19 protein-coding genes are annotated in these 16350 nt (G+C 59.2%); 3 read left to right on the forward strand and 16 right to left on the reverse strand.

The window, feature by feature from the left end; translation table 11 throughout:
• Window positions 1–13: 13 nt before the first annotated feature.
• The 8 genes from AC27K1_RS18455 to flgB all read right to left on the reverse strand — a co-directional run bounded on the left by AC27K1_RS18455 (window position 14) and on the right by flgB (window position 6256).
• A complete protein-coding gene (locus AC27K1_RS18455; RefSeq protein ID WP_487152263.1) occupies window positions 14–1141 on the reverse strand; it encodes a flagellar basal body P-ring protein FlgI in 1128 nt (375 codons plus the stop codon).
• A 7-nt stretch (window positions 1142–1148) separates the two neighbouring features.
• Entirely contained in the window at window positions 1149–1835 is a 687-nt protein-coding gene (gene flgH, locus AC27K1_RS18460) for a flagellar basal body L-ring protein FlgH (protein ID WP_487152264.1), read from the reverse strand.
• Between the two features lie 10 nt (window positions 1836–1845).
• Entirely contained in the window at window positions 1846–2631 is a 786-nt protein-coding gene (flgG, locus tag AC27K1_RS18465; RefSeq protein WP_487152265.1) for a flagellar basal-body rod protein FlgG, read from the reverse strand.
• A gap of 86 nt (window positions 2632–2717) precedes the next feature.
• Complete coding sequence (locus tag AC27K1_RS18470) at window positions 2718–3446, reverse strand: flagellar basal body rod protein FlgF (protein WP_487152266.1); 729 nt, start codon at window positions 3444–3446, stop codon at window positions 2718–2720.
• Window positions 3446–4639 carry a flagellar hook protein FlgE gene (gene flgE / locus AC27K1_RS18475; protein ID WP_487152267.1) on the reverse strand — a complete coding sequence of 398 codons (1194 nt, stop codon included), beginning with the start codon at window positions 4637–4639 and terminating at the stop codon, window positions 3446–3448. Before flgE ends, AC27K1_RS18470 begins: the two co-directional genes overlap by 1 nt.
• A gap of 7 nt (window positions 4640–4646) precedes the next feature.
• Window positions 4647–5417, reverse strand: coding sequence for a flagellar hook assembly protein FlgD (locus tag AC27K1_RS18480; protein ID WP_487152268.1), 771 nt, complete (start codon window positions 5415–5417; stop codon window positions 4647–4649).
• Between the two features lie 15 nt (window positions 5418–5432).
• Window positions 5433–5849 carry a flagellar basal body rod protein FlgC gene (gene flgC / locus AC27K1_RS18485; RefSeq protein WP_487152269.1) on the reverse strand — a complete coding sequence of 139 codons (417 nt, stop codon included), beginning with the start codon at window positions 5847–5849 and terminating at the stop codon, window positions 5433–5435.
• Between the two features lie 17 nt (window positions 5850–5866).
• Complete coding sequence (flgB, locus tag AC27K1_RS18490; protein ID WP_487152270.1) at window positions 5867–6256, reverse strand: flagellar basal body rod protein FlgB; 390 nt, start codon at window positions 6254–6256, stop codon at window positions 5867–5869.
• Between the two features lie 346 nt (window positions 6257–6602).
• Between flgB and flgA the strand changes: the two genes are divergently transcribed.
• The 3 genes from flgA to flgN all read left to right on the forward strand — a co-directional run bounded on the left by flgA (window position 6603) and on the right by flgN (window position 8137).
• Window positions 6603–7271, forward strand: coding sequence for a flagellar basal body P-ring formation chaperone FlgA (flgA, locus tag AC27K1_RS18495; RefSeq protein ID WP_487152271.1), 669 nt, complete (start codon window positions 6603–6605; stop codon window positions 7269–7271).
• A gap of 74 nt (window positions 7272–7345) precedes the next feature.
• On the forward strand, window positions 7346–7636 hold the full coding sequence (gene flgM, locus AC27K1_RS18500; protein ID WP_487152272.1) for a flagellar biosynthesis anti-sigma factor FlgM: 291 nt from the start codon (window positions 7346–7348) through the stop codon (window positions 7634–7636).
• Between the two features lie 6 nt (window positions 7637–7642).
• Window positions 7643–8137: a flagellar export chaperone FlgN gene (gene flgN, locus AC27K1_RS18505; RefSeq protein WP_487152273.1), complete on the forward strand. Its 495-nt coding sequence runs from the start codon at window positions 7643–7645 to the stop codon at window positions 8135–8137.
• Between the two features lie 37 nt (window positions 8138–8174).
• On the opposite strand, the gene fliJ is transcribed toward flgN, so the two are convergent.
• The 8 genes from fliJ to AC27K1_RS18545 all read right to left on the reverse strand — a co-directional run bounded on the left by fliJ (window position 8175) and on the right by AC27K1_RS18545 (window position 16257).
• Entirely contained in the window at window positions 8175–8615 is a 441-nt protein-coding gene (gene fliJ / locus AC27K1_RS18510; protein ID WP_487152274.1) for a flagellar export protein FliJ, read from the reverse strand.
• Entirely contained in the window at window positions 8612–9955 is a 1344-nt protein-coding gene (gene fliI / locus AC27K1_RS18515) for a flagellar protein export ATPase FliI (RefSeq protein WP_487152337.1), read from the reverse strand. The genes fliJ and fliI overlap by 4 nt, the downstream gene beginning before the upstream one ends.
• Entirely contained in the window at window positions 9948–10805 is an 858-nt protein-coding gene (locus tag AC27K1_RS18520) for a FliH/SctL family protein (protein ID WP_487152275.1), read from the reverse strand. The genes fliI and AC27K1_RS18520 overlap by 8 nt, the downstream gene beginning before the upstream one ends.
• Window positions 10805–11833: a flagellar motor switch protein FliG gene (locus AC27K1_RS18525; protein ID WP_487152277.1), complete on the reverse strand. Its 1029-nt coding sequence runs from the start codon at window positions 11831–11833 to the stop codon at window positions 10805–10807. Before AC27K1_RS18525 ends, AC27K1_RS18520 begins: the two co-directional genes overlap by 1 nt.
• A 3-nt stretch (window positions 11834–11836) precedes the next feature.
• Window positions 11837–13432, reverse strand: a complete 1596-nt coding sequence (gene fliF, locus AC27K1_RS18530) for a flagellar basal-body MS-ring/collar protein FliF (protein ID WP_487152278.1) — start codon at window positions 13430–13432, stop codon at window positions 11837–11839.
• A 12-nt stretch (window positions 13433–13444) separates the two neighbouring features.
• Complete coding sequence (gene fliE / locus AC27K1_RS18535; RefSeq protein WP_487152279.1) at window positions 13445–13765, reverse strand: flagellar hook-basal body complex protein FliE; 321 nt, start codon at window positions 13763–13765, stop codon at window positions 13445–13447.
• A 28-nt stretch (window positions 13766–13793) separates the two neighbouring features.
• On the reverse strand, window positions 13794–15206 hold the full coding sequence (locus AC27K1_RS18540) for a sigma-54-dependent transcriptional regulator (protein ID WP_487152280.1): 1413 nt from the start codon (window positions 15204–15206) through the stop codon (window positions 13794–13796).
• 64 nt (window positions 15207–15270) lie between these two features.
• Entirely contained in the window at window positions 15271–16257 is a 987-nt protein-coding gene (locus AC27K1_RS18545; protein ID WP_487152281.1) for an OmpA family protein, read from the reverse strand.
• Window positions 16258–16350: the final 93 nt, after the last annotated feature.

Below are 16350 nucleotides of genomic sequence, written 5' to 3' on the forward strand. Positions count from 1 at the left end.
ATTTTCCGGGTACTCATATCACGATCAGCTCCGCCTTCAGGGCGCCAGCCTCTTTCAGCGCCTGCAACACCGCCATCAGGTCAGCGGGCGTCGCGCCCACATTGTTCAGCGAATCCACGACAGATTGCAGGGAACTGCCCCGGGGCAGGACAAACAGGCTGCTGCCTTCCTGTTCAACGGTGATATCACTGTTGGGCGTCACGGCGGTCTCGCCGCCACTGAGAATACCGCCCGGCTGACTGACGTCGGACGACTCACGAATATTCACCACCAGGTTGCCGTGGCTGACCGCCGCAGGCAGTACCTCGACATGTTCATTCATCACCACCGTGCCGGTGCGGCTGTTGATCACCACCCTGGCCGGCGGCTTCTCCGTGACGATGGGCATGGTTTCCATCATCGCCATGTAGGCGACACGCTGATCCGCGTCCCGGGGGGCCTGAACACTGATGGTGGCGCTGTCCAGGGCGCGCGCCGTCCCTTCGCCAAAGCGGTTGTCGATGGTCTGGGCGATATTCCGTGCGGTGGAAAAGCCGGGGTCGCGCAGGGTCATCACGATATCGCCGCCATCGGCAAAGCTGCCCGGCACTTCCCGCTCGACCGTGGCGCCGCCGGGAATACGGCCAACGGTCGGCACGTTCACGGTAATGCTGCTGCCGCTGCTGCCCTCGGCGCTCACACCCGACACCACCACGCTGCCCTGGGCCAGCGCGTAGACATTGCCGTCTACCCCTTTCAGCGGGGTCATCAGCAGGGTGCCGCCTTTCAGGCTGCCGGCGTCACCAATAGACGACACAGTTATATCAATACGCTGCCCCGCCCGTGCAAACGACGGCAGGCTCGCTGTCACGGACACCGCCGCGACATTTTTCAGGTTGGGATCAATCCCTTCCGGCAGCTGCACACCGAGCTGGCGCAGCATATTGGTCAGTGACTGGGTAGTGAACTTGGTCTGGCGGGTTTTGTCACCGCTGCCATCCAGGCCCACTACCAGGCCATAGCCCACCAGCTGGTTACGGCGAACGCCCTGGATATCCACCAGGTCCATCAACCGGAACGCCTGCCCCGGCTCCCGCGCCTGCACAGCGCCCGCCATCAAAACAAGGCTGCCAAGCACCGCAGCCGTCAATAGTCGTTTCATAGATCTCTCAGAACGGGAACCAGGCACTGTTGAAGAGCCGCGTCAGCCAGCCCGGCGAATTCGCTTCCGCCAGGAAGCCGGTGCCGGAATAGGTGATGCGCGCGTTCGCCAGGCGCTGGGATGAGACGATGTTCTCCGGGCTGATATCCTCGGGCCGCAGGATGCCGGAAATCCGGATGTATTCATCGCCCTGGTTCAACCGGATCCACTTCTCGCCGCTGACAGCCAGCGATCCGTTCGGGCGTACTTCCAGCACGGTCACCGTGATGCTGCCAGAGAGCATGTTCTGCTGGGCGCTGGCGGCGCTGCCGGCGAAAGAACGCTTGCCTTCCAGCGAGTTGTCCAGGGAATACCCGCTGCCGAAAATGGACGCCACGCTGCGTCCGAACAGGGTGGGGTCGGTGATCGAGGTGCTGCTGTCCTTGCTGAAATCCGTCCCGGAACTTTTACTTGAACGGGTCTGCTCATCCAGCCGGATGGTCAGGATATCCCCGACCCGGTACGCCATCCGGTCCTCGAACAGCGACGTGGCGAAACCGGCCTGGTACAGGCTGCCGTTCCGGTAACTGACCGGTTGCTCCGGCGGCAGCTGCGGTGGCTGCCAGTCGGTCTCGCCGGGGGTGGGTTTGGGCGGTATCGCGCTGCAGCCTGCCAGCATAAAAACGACAATCGCCGCAAGAAAGATCCGGGGCATGACGTTCCCTTTACAGCGTCTGGTTGGCGAACTGCAGCATCTGGTCGCAGGCGGCGATGACCTTGGCGTTCATCTCGTAGCCCCGCTGGGCGGTGATCATGCCTACCATTTCCTCCACCATGTTCACATTGGAGGATTCCAGGGTGAACTGCTGGATGGCGCCGGCGCCGTCCTCACCAGGTACGGCTTCCAGGGGCTGGCCGCTGGAACCGCTTTCGGCAAACAGGTTGTTGCCCAGCGCGGTCAGGCCGGCCGGATTGACGAAGTTCACCACGGTGATCTGGCCGAGTTCTTCCGGCTCCGCGTTGCCGGCCAGGGTTGCCGTGACAGTGCCGTCTTTCCCGATGGCGATGCCGGTCGCTTCCGGCGGCACTTCAATGCCGGGTTCCAGCAACTGGCCGCTGCTGGTGACAATTTCACCGTCCGCACTCAACTGGAACTGGCCGTTGCGGGTGTATGCCTGGCTGCCGTCGCTCATCTGTACCTGGAAAAACCCTTCGCCGACAATGGCCAGGTCCAGGGGCGCGGTGGTGGTCTGGAAACCGCCCTGGGTGAACACCTTCTGGGTGCCCGCCACCTGGACGCCGGTGCCCAGCTGGATACCGGTGGGAAATTCCTCTTCCTGGGTGTTGCTGGCGCCGGGCTGGCGCTGCACCTGGTAGAACAGGTCTTCAAACACGACACGGTCACGCTTGAAGCCCACCGTGTTGACATTGGCCAGGTTGTTGGAGATCGCCGTCAGCTGGCGGTCCTGTGCGGTCAGGCCTGTCTGGCTGACCCATAAAGCGGCATTCATCGTGTACCCAACCTCTTGACTGGTCACAGGCGACGCCCCGGCAGGGCCAGGGCGTCATCTTGTCGTTTAATCGTTTTAAAAAAACATCAGGTCCGCAGCAGCGTATCCCCGGCAGCAGCCATGTCCCGCGCGGTGCTCATGACTTTCAGCTGCATCTCGAACTGGCGGTTCAGGGACATGAACGACACCATCTCGCCCATGCTGTTGACGTTGCTGGATTCCAGGTAGCCGGCAAGCACTCGCACACTGTCGTCCGCTAACACCGGTGCGCCATCGTCAGTTCGGAACAGGCCGTCACTGCCCTTGGTCATGGTTTGATCAGCACCCACCAGCTCGAGCTGGTCGATCACTGCCATCTCGGTATCCCCTTCCGGCAGGATGCTGATTGTGCCATCGTCGCCGACGACCAGCTGCTCATGGGGGGGAATCGCCACCGGGCCATTCTGTCCCATCAGCTGCCGGCCCACGGAATCGGTCAGCATGCCGTCCGGGCTGACTTCAAGGCTGCCATTCCGGCTGTACGCCGGTTCTCCCTGTGCGTCGAGCACCGTGAAGAAACCCGGCGAGGCCAGGGCGATATCCAACGGGCGCCCGGTATGTTGTCGCGCGCCTTCGGCGAAATCCGTCCAGGGGTTGTCGCTGCCCACCATCACACGGGTCGGCATACCTTCGCCCTGCAGCTGCTCTGCAATAGCCTGGGAATAATCCGCCTTGAAGCCGTTGGTATTGGCGTTGGCCAGGTTATTGGCCAGCTGCTGCTGGGCCAGCAGGGTGCGCGACGCCCCGCTCATGGCGGTATAGACGACCTTGTCCATCAGACGGACTGCATCAGGATCTGGTTCATCTCGTCGCCGGCCTGGACCACCTTGGCGCTGGCCTGGTAGGCGCTCTGTGCCACCACCATGTCCACCAGTTCGCGGGTCATGTCAACGTTGGAGGCTTCCAGCGCGCCGGAAACCAATACACCGGCACCGGCGCTGCCGGGCTGGTCGAACATGGGCTCACCGGATTCATTGGTCGCCACCCAGCTGGTTCCACCCGTGGGACGCAGACCGTTGGTGTTGGGGAAAGTCGCCAAAGTCACCACACCCTGCAGCTTGGTTTCACCATTGTTGTACATGGCGAATACCGAGCCATCTTCCGCTACGGTCAGGCCGGTGTACTGCCCGGCGGCATAACCGTCCTGGCTGTTGGAAGATACTGAGGAACTGTTGCCGAACTGGGTCAGGCTGGTCAGGTCAATGGCAACATTTTGGGTTCCTGCCGCACCGGCATCAAATTCCACAGTAAAATTACCGTTGCTAACCAGTTTGCCGCTGGCATCAAATTCCAGTGATACAGAATCCCCATCATCGACCTTCACCTTTTCGCCATCCACCTCGTAGTGAACGTCCCACTCATTGTCGCCGGTTTTCACATAGTAAGCCGTTGCCGTGTGGGAATTACCCTGGGCGTCATAGATGGTTGATGACGTCGTGTAGTTGTAGCTTTCCGGCTTGGAAGAATCGAAATCCAGTGTGGGCACTTCTTCCCGGGTATCCAGGTTAGCCTTGAGGGTGATGTTGCCTGTCGCTTTGGAAGGCAGGTCACTGGTATCAATCGGGATATCTTCCAGGGAGCCGGTCACCACATTACCGTTGTTGTCTACCGGGTAGCCCTGCAGCCGGTAGCCCATGTTGTTGACAATATATCCTGCCTTGTCGGTCTCGAAATAACCGGCGCGGGTATAGACGGACTGTCCGGCGGCATCTTTCATCACGAAGAAGCCTTCGCCGTTGATCGCCATATCCATGCTGTTGGTGGTATAGCCGATTTCCCCCTGGCTGAAGGACTGCTTCACCTGGGACACATACACACCACCGCCGCTGGCGCCGGTATAGAGATCGGCAAACTGGGTGTCCAGTGACTTGTAGCCAACCGTATTGGCGTTGGCGATATTGTTACTGATCGTACTCAGGTCCTGGGAGGCCGTCTGCAGGCCCGTAATGCCGATATTCATTGCCGACATGCTTCAATCACTCCTGGTCGAAACGCTTGATCTGTGACAGGGCCTGCTGGAAAGCAGGCTGTTTGAACTGGCTGAACTGTTGGAAAAAGGGGCTGGGCGCCATGTCATCGCCGCCCGCGCCGTTACCCTGGATTTCCATAATGTACGACAGCGGAACAAGGCCGATGCCCTCGGCGTCCACCAGGATTTCCTGGCCGCTCCCCGGCATGACCACGCTGTTGACGGTGGTGCGCTGTACGACAGCGACCTCGGTTTCCCGACCGTCAAACGTAGCCATCGCTTCCAACCGGTACTTACCTTCCGGCAGGGGTTCATCCAGGTCCTTCAGGTCAAATTCCACCTGGCCGGATTGCTGGGCGCCCAGCGGCAATGTCGCCACCAGCTCATCGTTCTCGTCGTAGATATTGATCTTCAGGTCACCGGCGCTGGCGGGCAGCAGAATCTCGCCGTCCACCGTCTGTCCTTCCGACAGGTCCGCGCTGTTGGCCAGCACCATCACGTCCTTGCCCACCAGGGCCGAGGCATAGAGCGCCTGTGACGCATAAATCTGGGCGCCCAGGTCCGCCACCGCCCCCTTCATTTCGTCCATGCCGGACATCATGGTCAGGTCCGACAGCTGGCTGACCATCTGGCTGCTGTCCATGGGCGCGGTGGGGTCCTGGTTATTCATCTGCACCATCAGCATCTGCAGGAAGGCGTCGGAATCCAGGCCACTGGTGGAACTGGTTAACTGGGGTGGCGCTGTCGTCTGGGCGCCACTGATGCCGGAAACGGCCATGTCCTTATCTTCCTTTTACTGGCCCAGGGTCAGCAGTCGCTGCTGCATCTGCCGGGCGCTGTTCATGACTTCAATGCTGGTCTGGTAATTGCGCGAGGCCGACATCATGTCCGCCATCTCTTCCACCACGTTGACATTGGGGTAAAACACGTTGCCGTCGGCGTCCGCCATCGGATGATACGGCTGATGACGTACATTTGCCGGTGCGTCGCTTTCCATGATGTCGCTGACGGTGACGGAATAACCGGAGCCCGGCTCGCCGTTGACCTGTTCCATCACCGCGGCGAACAGTGGCTTGCGCGCCTTGTAACTGTCCGCTTCCGACGCCGCGGGCGTTTCCGCGTTGGCCAGGTTGCTGGCCACGGTATTGAGCCGGAGGGTCTGGGCCGTCATGGCCGATCCGGCGATATCAAAGATACGGTTGAGAGACACTGGGGGTTTCCTGCTGATTACTGCCCGTTGATCGCCCGTTCCAGCCCACGGACCTTCATGTTGAGAAAGGTGAAACTGGTTTCGTACTCCATGCGGTTACGGGCGAACGCCGCCTGTTCCTGTCCCAGCTCAACGGTGTTGCCGTTATGGGAGGGTTGCAGCGGCGACCGGTCATACACGACAGGTTGAGCCTGGTTGCCGCCGTCCAGCGACAGGTGACCGGCATCGGTCCGCGCCAGGGACAACTGCTCCTGCTGTTTCATAACGGCGCTGAAATCCAGGTCCTGCGCCCGGTAGCCCGGGGTATCGACATTGGCGATATTGCCGGCAATCACTTCTGCCCGCTGACTGCGCAGCGCCAGTCCCTGCTCATGCACCTGCAGGGTTTTGTCAAAACTGATACCCATTGACTGCTGCCCGATAACTGATGACGTTTTCAAACCGCAGCTTTAGCAATAGATGTGCCAATAAACATGGCATTAAAGATGCTAAGTGAAACCTCCTGTTTTTTTCGTTTTCCCCAGGACAATGCCCCATAGATATCCGCCCGATGGGCCGTGCACTTCCAATGCACAAGCTCACCCAATGAATACGCCCCTGCATACGAGGCGTAATCCGTCACGGCCATCATGCCGTTTATTGCCACGACAAAAAACGCCGGAAATATATTTCCCCCCGGAATCCTCCCGGCGAGGCAATCCATTGCATTTGTCGCTTGCCTGTCGATCCATAAAGATTGCCGCCGTCGTATGTATGACCCTGTTCCCTTCATGGCTTTATGCCGACACATTCGATCAGCAGGTGACCGATACAGCCCGGCAATACCTTCGGGAAAAAGCGAAGAAAACCGCGGCCGATATGCATGCGACCCGTTTCAAGGTGACAATCACGCCCCCGTCCGGCAGCCTCCGGCTTTCCCCCTGCCCTGTCACGCCCGAAATTATCGATATCAGCCGCGCCTCCCTGGGCGACCAGCGACTTAAAATGCGCTGTCCTGAAGGGCGGCAATGGTCATTTTTCCTGCGTGCAGACATCGCCATTTACCGACCGGTGCTGGTCACCACCCGTCCACTGGAAAGCGGCGTTCCCGTTGTCACATCCGCCGTTTCATTTCAGCTCATGAACCTCGCCGAACTGGACCGCGGTTACCTGACTGACCTGAAGGCACTGCGCTATCAAACGACACGGAAACGGATCAGGACAGGGACGCCGCTGAGACCGGACATGCTGACGGCCGCCAGCCTGGTCAAACGGGGGGAGCCTATCACCATCGTGTCCGGCATTGAAGGGGTAGAAGTCAGCGTGCGTGGCGAAGCGTTACAGGATGGCGCGCTCCATGAACAGGTCAGGGTAAAAAACCGTTCCAGCGACCGGATCATTCATGGCATAGTCACGGGGCGAGGCCAGGTCATGGTGAACTGATAAAATCGTCCGGTCGCATTTAACTTTTCCCATGACCTGACGATTACAGTCTGCCCACAGTTACGGTATACGACATGAACACCAGCAAGATCAGCGGCAATGACATCCTGTTACGAATGCCGGACACACGACGAACCGCCGACAAAAAAAGCGATACAGGGACTGACCACGCAGAACTCAGCGGGTCAGCCTCGTTACTGGAACAGGCGACCGCCAAAGCGCTGGCCGCGCCGGATATCGACAGGGACAAGGTGGAATCGGTTCGCAGGGCCATTGCCAACGGCGAACTGAAAATCGACACCGATCGTCTGGCACAGAAGATGCTAGAACTCGAAGATTCGATTTTCGGTACTGAAGCAGAGTAATCGCCCATGACCCAAGCGCGTATCCTGGACATCCTCGCCACAGACCTGGAACTGCTGAAACAACTCAGGCAGCTGTTCCAGCACCAGCAGATCTGTATCGCGGGCCGAAACGCCCAGTCCCTGCAGGAAAGCAGTCGGCTGATGAATACGATTGCCGATGCGACGCAACAGAATAACCGGGCAAAGATACGCCACCTTCAGCAGAACGGCATTGTGTTATCTGCAGATATGCCCTGGGAAAAAGCAGCCGAGCAGCTGATCAGTAACCTGCCGGCCCCTGACGCCAAACAGGCAACAGAACTACTTGACGCTGTAAAAACACTGGCCGAAGAGTGTCGCCTTATCTGCCAGAATAATCAGAAGACAATGGTGATGCAGCAGGCTTTGACCGGAAAGATGCTCAACCGCCTGCGGGGTTCGGAAACCGACAATGGCAGCGCATACGGCGCTGACGGTTCAACCCGGTCAACCAGCGACTCACTCTCACTGGCCATGGCCTGAGCCGCCAGGGAGACAGGATTGAGCCGGCGACACCGGCTCAGGATTCTTCATAACGCCCCAGGGCAAACCCCGCCGACAATTCATCCAGCATCTTCTGTTCACGACGCTGATCGTGCAAGTGCTGCAAAGCCTGTCGTTTTTCCAATAACTTGTCCGCTGTCTTCAAGGTTTTCTGCTGCTCTTTGAGCAACATCTCCCGTCGACGACACTGCGCCTGCTCCACCGCCAGCTGCTGACGCTGGTGCCGGATCACCTGGTCCAGCTGCCGCCGGAACTGCCAGCCGCCACTCAGCTCCAGCGCACTGACACAACTGCCTTCAGAATGACCGGATGCCCGCTGAAAGCCATCCAGCGTGTCGAGACGCGCCTGCTCTTCTTCCAGCTTCTGACGCGCCTGTGCGGTTGCCCGTTTTTCCTGGTCAAACGCTGCCTGCTGCAACTCTCGCCAGCAGGTCAGACCGTCTTTACGCTGACTCATACGTTACCTCCCTGGCCAGACGACCAGATACCCGCCAACGCCGTCACCGATGCATCGAATTCAGCGCTTTCCAGCATCCCCTGCTGCAACAGCCCCGTCATGGATGGCAGTTTTTTAATGGCGTCATCCAGCTGAACATCAGAACCCGCCTTGTAAGCGCCCAGCGTTATCAGGTCCCTGTTTTGACGATACAACGACCAGCTGCGCCGAAAATGCTGGGCAGACCGCAGATGGTCAGCGTTCACAATCTGCGGCATCACCCGGCTGGCGGACGCTTCAATGTCGATTGCCGGGTAGTGGCCGGATTCCGCCAACTCACGGGACAGGACAATATGGCCATCAAGAATGGCACGGGCAGCATCCGCGATGGGATCCTGCTGGTCATCCCCTTCCGACAGCACCGTATAAAACGCGGTCACGGAACCGCCGCCTGTACGGCCATTGCCGGCACGTTCAACCAGGCGGGGAATCAGCCCGAAAACGGAAGGCGGGTAGCCACGGGTTGCCGGTGGTTCTCCCACTGCCAGCGCCACTTCACGCTGCGCCTGGGCATAGCGGGTCAGGGAATCCATCAACAACAGGACATCCCGCCCCTGGTCACGGAAATATTCCGCCACCCGGTGGCAGAGATTAGACGCCTTGAGTCGCATTAAGGGGGGATCGTCAGCCGGCGAGACAATCACAACAGCGCGTCGCAACCCGTCTTCGCCGAGGATATGCTCAATAAACTCACGGACCTCACGCCCACGCTCACCGACCAGGCCGACCACAATGATTTCAGCCCTGGTAAAGCGGGTCATCATACCGAGCAGCACACTCTTACCGACACCACTGCCGGCAAACAGCCCCAGTCGCTGCCCCTTGCCCACGGTCAGAAGACTGTTGATGGCACGCACACCGACGTCCAATGGCTCTGTTACCGGGTGCCGGTTTAATGGATTGATCGTTTCACCTTCAAAAGGCACATGCTGATCAATCACCAGCGGCCCTTTGTCATCCAGCGGCGCACAGGTTGCATCAATGACACGCCCCAGCAATCCCGCACCAACCGGTATACCACTGGTGTCATCCAAAGGGATCACCCTGTCACCGGGACGCAGGCCTGACGCCTTGCCAACCGCCATCAGGTAAATCCGGTCACGGTCAAACCCGACGACTTCGGCTTCAATCCGTCGACGATCGGCCGTTTCTATCTGGCAACGCTGACCGGTACGAAGATCACAACCACTCGCTTCCAGCTTGAGCCCGGCGACACGCTGAAGCCGACCATAGACCTGTATCGGTGTGAGCCCACCAATCGTTCGCAGTGCGTTCTGACAGCGCAGGGCCAGGTCAGACATTTCCATGCCCCCGGTTTTCCCGAAGCTCCTGACGTACAACATCCAGGTAACGGTTCAGTCGTTCTGCCAGCCCGGCATCAATTTCAACCTGGTCGCACAAAAGACGACAGCCGCCTTTTTCCTGTGAGGCATCAGCGATCAGCTCGAACGGTAAATCCTGGCCGACCTCAAGCCCTTCCAGACCGGCTAATTCCTCAGGATGCACAAAAATCCGCAAGTGGGTGGAGTACCGCGGCAGCAGACCAGTAGCGTGACGGATAACACGACGCACCGTATCCGGCTGCAAATGCAGCTCCGCCTGAACCAGCTCCCGGGTCAGGCTGCTGACCAGCTGGATAACGGATTCTGTCAGCTGCTCATCCACGCCGGAAACATGGGCTTCCAGCTGTTCCGCCAGGCTTGCCAGCAGCTGCTGCCGGTCCTGAAACTGAACCCGTTGTTCACGCAAGCCTTCTGCATGCCCCGCCTCAGAACCTTTGGAAAAGCCCTGCTCATAACCAGAGTCGAAACCCTGCTCACGCTGCTTTTCAAGCGCTTCTTCATGGGCAACCGTCGCCTGACGAGAGGCTTCCTCAGCGGCCTGAAACCCTGCATCAAAACCGGCAGCACGCGCCGCATCCAGATCTTCCTGGGTGAAAACCGGTGGCTCCGGCTCACCTGGCGGCGGGTTCTCCACTGCCTGCTCCGGCTCTGTTGAAAACGGCCATGCCGTCGGTGCAGCCATCGTGGTTCGTGTCAGCCCAACAAACGGCATGGCGGGTTCTGTGGACGCCTTTCTGCTCAAGCTCGGAAACAGCGTTTCCATCGCAGAAATATCGTCCTTTCCCCCATCCGGTCGGCCTGCAGACATCAGTTAATCAGCTCCTCAGTCCCAAGCGACACTTCAATTGCACCTTCCACTTCCAGGGTGCGGGCGGTATTGAGAATATCCCGGCGTGCCTGCATCACACGACTCAGGCGCACCTGCCCGATAGCGTCCATCTCATCACGAACATAACCTGCAGCCCGCTGGGTCATGCAGGTGAACACCTTGCTGACCTGGGCCTGGGGCAGCCCCTTGAGCGCCATCGCCAGGACATCCTGCCCGGTTTTTTCCAGGATCACCCGCAACGGCTGTTCATCCAGCAGCAACAGGTGCTCGAAGGTAAAGCGCAGCGACGCCACCTGTTCCGCCACCTCATCGTTGTGCGTACGCAGATGCTCCATCAGGTAATCACCGGTACTCTCTTCCACGTGGTTCAGGATTTCCGCCAGCTGGCCTACACCATCAATGGTGTGGGAACGGCAAACCTGGTCATCGACGGTTTCCAGCAACGCACCGATGGCGTCTATGCTGGCCGCCGGAATCTTGTTGAGCGACGCCAGTCGTCGCACCACGTCCTGCTGTTGTTCCTGCGGCAGCAGTGACAGCACTTCAGCACTGCGATCCGGATCAAGGCAGGCCAGCAATACGGCCTGCAACTGGGGATGCTCGTGTCGTACGGCATCCGCCAGGATCTCCGGTTCCAGCCAGGCCAGCCGCTCCAGTACCGGGTTGAACTCGCCAACGGTCACAGATTGCATGAGGCTGTTGGCTTTCTTGTCACCGACCGCCCGACGCAGTGTGCGCTGCACGTAGTCACGGTCCGTCAAAACAGGCAGGCGTTCACTTTCCCGCAATACCTTTCCACTGACGTATTCAAGCTCCTGCATGGAGACATCGTCGAGGTGGTTCATGGCCCGGGAAAGACGGATCACATCCGAGGCCGGCATTTTTTTCAGCACCTGGGCCGCGGGGCCTTCGCCTAGCCCGAGCAGCATGATGGCAGCCATCTCCAGGGAGGAACGGTGCGGCGCGGCGTCATGGTGATCCGCCATGGATTCAATCGACATATCCATCGGTTACTCCGCCTTGATCCACTGTTTCAGAATATGGGCCACCAGCTCCGGGCGCTCACTGGCCAGCATCCGGGCCTGCTCCAGGGTGACGGGCAGATGACCGCCAACCGCAAAGGCCGGTGCCGGTTCAGGCGTCGCCATATCAACCGGCTCAATAATCGTTGCCGCCTTTTCCAGGCGGACACGTGTCGCACGCCGGCGTAACAGGACAACCCGGACAAACAGCGCCACACAGAGAATGATTAACAGGCAAACCACAACACCCAGGACATTCACCGCAGGCTTGCCGACATAATCCTGCAACACCGATTCCCAACCGGTCGCAGCCGGCGCGGCCGGCAGCGCCTGGACAAACGGCAGGCTGTGCAGGGTGACGGTATCGCCGCGGGCTTCATCAAAGCCCACCGCGTCGCGCACCAGCGATGTCATCAGCGCCAGCTGGTCCGCCGGCCATCCCTCACCGTCGATCGCCCGGCTGTTTACCACCACCGCGACACTGATTTTTCTGACCTGGCCGCTGGCTTCACGGATATTGCTGACCGTTCTCCCCAGCTCAAAATTACGGACGGACTGGGATTTCTGCCGCTGCTGGCTGTCCGCCTGTGCGTTATCTGCACCACCACGGTTACTGGCAACACCCGGCACACCACTGGCAGCCTCGTTATCCACCGCCTCTGAAGACACACTTTCACTGCGTACGACGGCGCTGTCAGGATCAAAGCCTTCACTGGTTTTTTCGACAATGCTGTAGTCAACGTCGACTGTCGTTTGAACCCGGATATTGCCTGAACCTACAACGGGCTCCAGCAGGTTGAGCACCCGTTCGATATACTGCCGCTCAAGCTGACGGGTATGTGTGATCTGTCGCGTTGTCAGGCTCAGGTCATCCGGCTGTCCGGTCAGCAACGTGCCATATTGATCCAGCACACTGACATTTTCCGGTTCCAGTTCTGAACGGCTGCCGGCCACCAGGTGAATCACGGCATTAACCTGGCGATGATCCAGCTCCATCCCCGGAACCAGATCCAGCACTACAGACGCCGACGCCCTGGACTGGCCCCGCATAAACGCGGTTCGCTCAGGGATCGCCAGGTGCACCCGGGCATTACGTACCGCATTCAGGGTCATGATGGTTTTTGCCAGTTCCCCTTCCAGCCCCTGGTTATAGCGGGTCTTTTCAACAAACTGGCTGCGCCCCAGGGCACTGTCCGTTTCCAGCACCTCCATCCCTTTCGGCATATGGGGAGTGATACCCGCGATAGCCAGCTGCATACGGGCATTGGCCTGGTGTTGCTCCGATACCAGGATCTGACCGGAATCCGGATGCAGCCGGTAGGGAATACCCTGCCCGTCCAGTACGGAGACCACACTGGCGGTGTCATACAACTCCTGACGTCCAAACAGGGGACGCCAGGCGCTATCGCCCTGCCAGAACAGCAGGGTGCTGGCAACCGCGATGATCAGCGCCGCACCGATACAAAGGGGAAGAATGGCTTTTCCGGGCTGCCAACTGGAAGCCCGCGATGCCAGAAAAGATGCGCGAAAGGCGCGAATGCGCGCCTTGAGTGTTTCAACGACAGTGGTCCGGGATTGTGTCACGTTACAGTCTCATTACACCGGCATGTTAAAGACGGTTTCATAGGCCGATACCACCCGGTTGCGCACCTGGATCAAGCCCTGGAACGCCAGGCTGGCTTTCTGGCTGACGATCATGGCGCCCGCCACATCATCACTGGCGCCGGTTTCTACCGCCGTGCGCAGACGATCCGCGTCCGCCTGCCGGTCATTGACCTGCTCAATGGCCCGCTCGAACAGATCGGCAAAGGACACCCGCTCCGCCGGGCCCAGGTTAACCGGCGCGCCAAGCGCAACCTGTGGTTTGACAGCATCGGCGTTCGCGGCCGGCATGGAAGCCAGGGGGGTTATGCTCATAAGAAATCCTTGGTAATCGGTTCAGTGTTCAGGCGAACATCAGGTTGCCAGCACGATGGGGCAGTGTGCCTGCCGACGGTTTATCCGGCGCCGGTGACTCGAAGGTCAGGCGGTCAACATCCACCCCCATTTCCCGCAGGCGGGCCAGCTTGTAGCGCAGCATCCGGGTTGAGATGCCAAGGGCCGCGGCCGTTTTGGCACGGTGCCCCCGGTGCTCGCACAAACTTTTCAGCACGTGCTGAAGTTCCGCCTTTTTCCGCCCAGCGCCGGGCAGCCGGTCAATTTCACGGGAAATTGCAGCCCGGGGAATCTCAACCGGTTTCGGCGCCTGCTCCAGCATCAGGTCATCGGGACGAATCACCCCGTCAAACGACATGACCACTGCCCGCTGGAGCACATTATCCAGTTCACGCACGTTGCCCGACCAATGGTGGAACAAGAGGCTGACTTCAGTCTCTGATGACAAGGTGGCAACAGGCACTCGCTGCTCCCGGGCCTGACGTTGTAACAACGCGTTCGCCAGTGGAACAATATCTTCGCGACGTTCACGCAATGGCGCCCAGTGCAGGGGAAATACGTTCAGGCGGTAATAGAGATCTTCGCGGAAGGCGCCGTCCGCCACCTGCTGGCGCAGGTCCCGGTTCGTTGCCGCCAGAACCCGGACATCCAGCTTCACCGGCTGACTGCCACCGAGACGGTCCACCTCCCGTTCCTGCAGAACCCGCAACAACTTGGCCTGTTGCGCCAGCGGCATTTCCGCCACCTCGTCCAGGAACAGGGTGCCGCCATTGGCCTGTTCGAACTTGCCTTCACGCCGGCTCACGGCGCCTGTGAATGCGCCTTTTTCATGCCCAAAGAGAATGGACTCCAGCATGCTCTCCGGCATGGCGGCACAGTTAACCGCCACAAAGGGCCCTTCTGCACGCCGGGAATGATCATGAATAAACCGTGCCAATACTTCTTTGCCGGTACCACTCTCACCGGTAATCAGTACGGTCGCCGGCGTTGCCGCCACCTTACGCGCCAGCTGCACGGTCTGGAGACTGGATGGCGCCACGGCTACCAGGCTCTCCCGGCCAGCCGTATTACCGACGACGGAACGAATGCACTGCAGCACCCCGGCATCATCCAGCGGCTTCACGAGGTAATCCACAGCGCCCTGGCGAATGGCATGGATTGCCCTCACCGTATTACCGCACTCTGCCACCAGCAAAACCGGCAACCCCGGCTGCATGATCACCAGTCGCTCAAACAGTTCATGGCCGTCACAATCCGCCAGCTCGACGGCAATGATCACCAGATCATACAGTCGCCCAGTGACGATACGCTGTGCCTGCTCAGCCCCACCGGCGACGTCCACCTCAAAACCACGGCCGATCAGCAACTCGCCGAGGCGACTGCGACAGACCTGATCATCGTCTACGATGAGAATACGACACATTGTGTATTGCCTTACTTACCCTGCCATTGATTCACAACCTCTCCAGGCTTGCGCTTTCACGCACTTACACCTGGCTGCCACGCTTGTTTTGTATGGATTCCTCTGACTGTTTGTCCTGCTGCTCACCCGGTGTGAGCAGCTGAATATCAACCCGCCGGTTACGGCTACGCCCGTCAGCCGACAGATTGTCCCCCTGCGGATAACGCTGCCCATGATGACGGACGGCTTGAATCAGTGACTTATCAACACCGCCGGCAATCAGGTAGTCTGCAACGGCCCGGGCCCGGTCACGGGAGAGGTCCAGGTTCAGGAGACGATTCCCGGCACAGTCAGAATGGCCGTCCAGGACAATGCCAGACACGCTCTCCGGTGCAAAAGCAAGGTAACGAATGATCAAATCCAGACGATTTCGCCCAGTACCAGGCTCCCGGGAACCTGAAGCAAAAAACACCGAGGATTGCTTGATTTTTTCCAGCCGCACCGGGGGCAACAGCTGTCGACAACGATTGAATTCGGAAAATGGCTGCTGGAAATCAACGGAGGAGATATCAAGAATGACGTTATCGCCATCCCGGTTGCTGATGACGATCTGGCCCCAACGGCCTTTTTTGAGCTGATCGGCCAGTTGGTACACGTTATGAACAAAGGCAACCCGCCCTTCCCTTCGGGCAAACCCATGCTCCAGCACCTGCGGCGCCAACGCCTGCTGCCAGGGCGCAGCAATCAAATACAATGTTGTCCCGGCCCGGGCATCGGGATGCAGCGGAACATCCAGTATCAGCTGAAGCTCTTCCCGGTCCCGGCTTTGCAGATACAGCCTGTTTTCTTCAAGGCTCGTCAGTGTCATGCGACACTCTGCCTGACTGGAAGAAAGCCGCCACACCGTTTTACCCAACCGCCTCACGACATCACCCGGCTCTTGAGCGACACTTCCGGGAGAAAACGTCATCAACGGAAGCACTGCCAGCATGCACAGACCAGTCAACATCCAGCGGATGCTGCTCATGCGATGCAATAACGGGGTTGGCAGACGAAGCCTGCACTTGAGCATTAATACAAACGGATTCACGTTAGCGTCAGGTCACTGATACGGCTACCGGATTCATGAAATACCGAAACCAGGAAAGAAAAAGAGCACCTAATC

This window comes from Kistimonas ophiarachnellae (assembly GCF_057552235.1).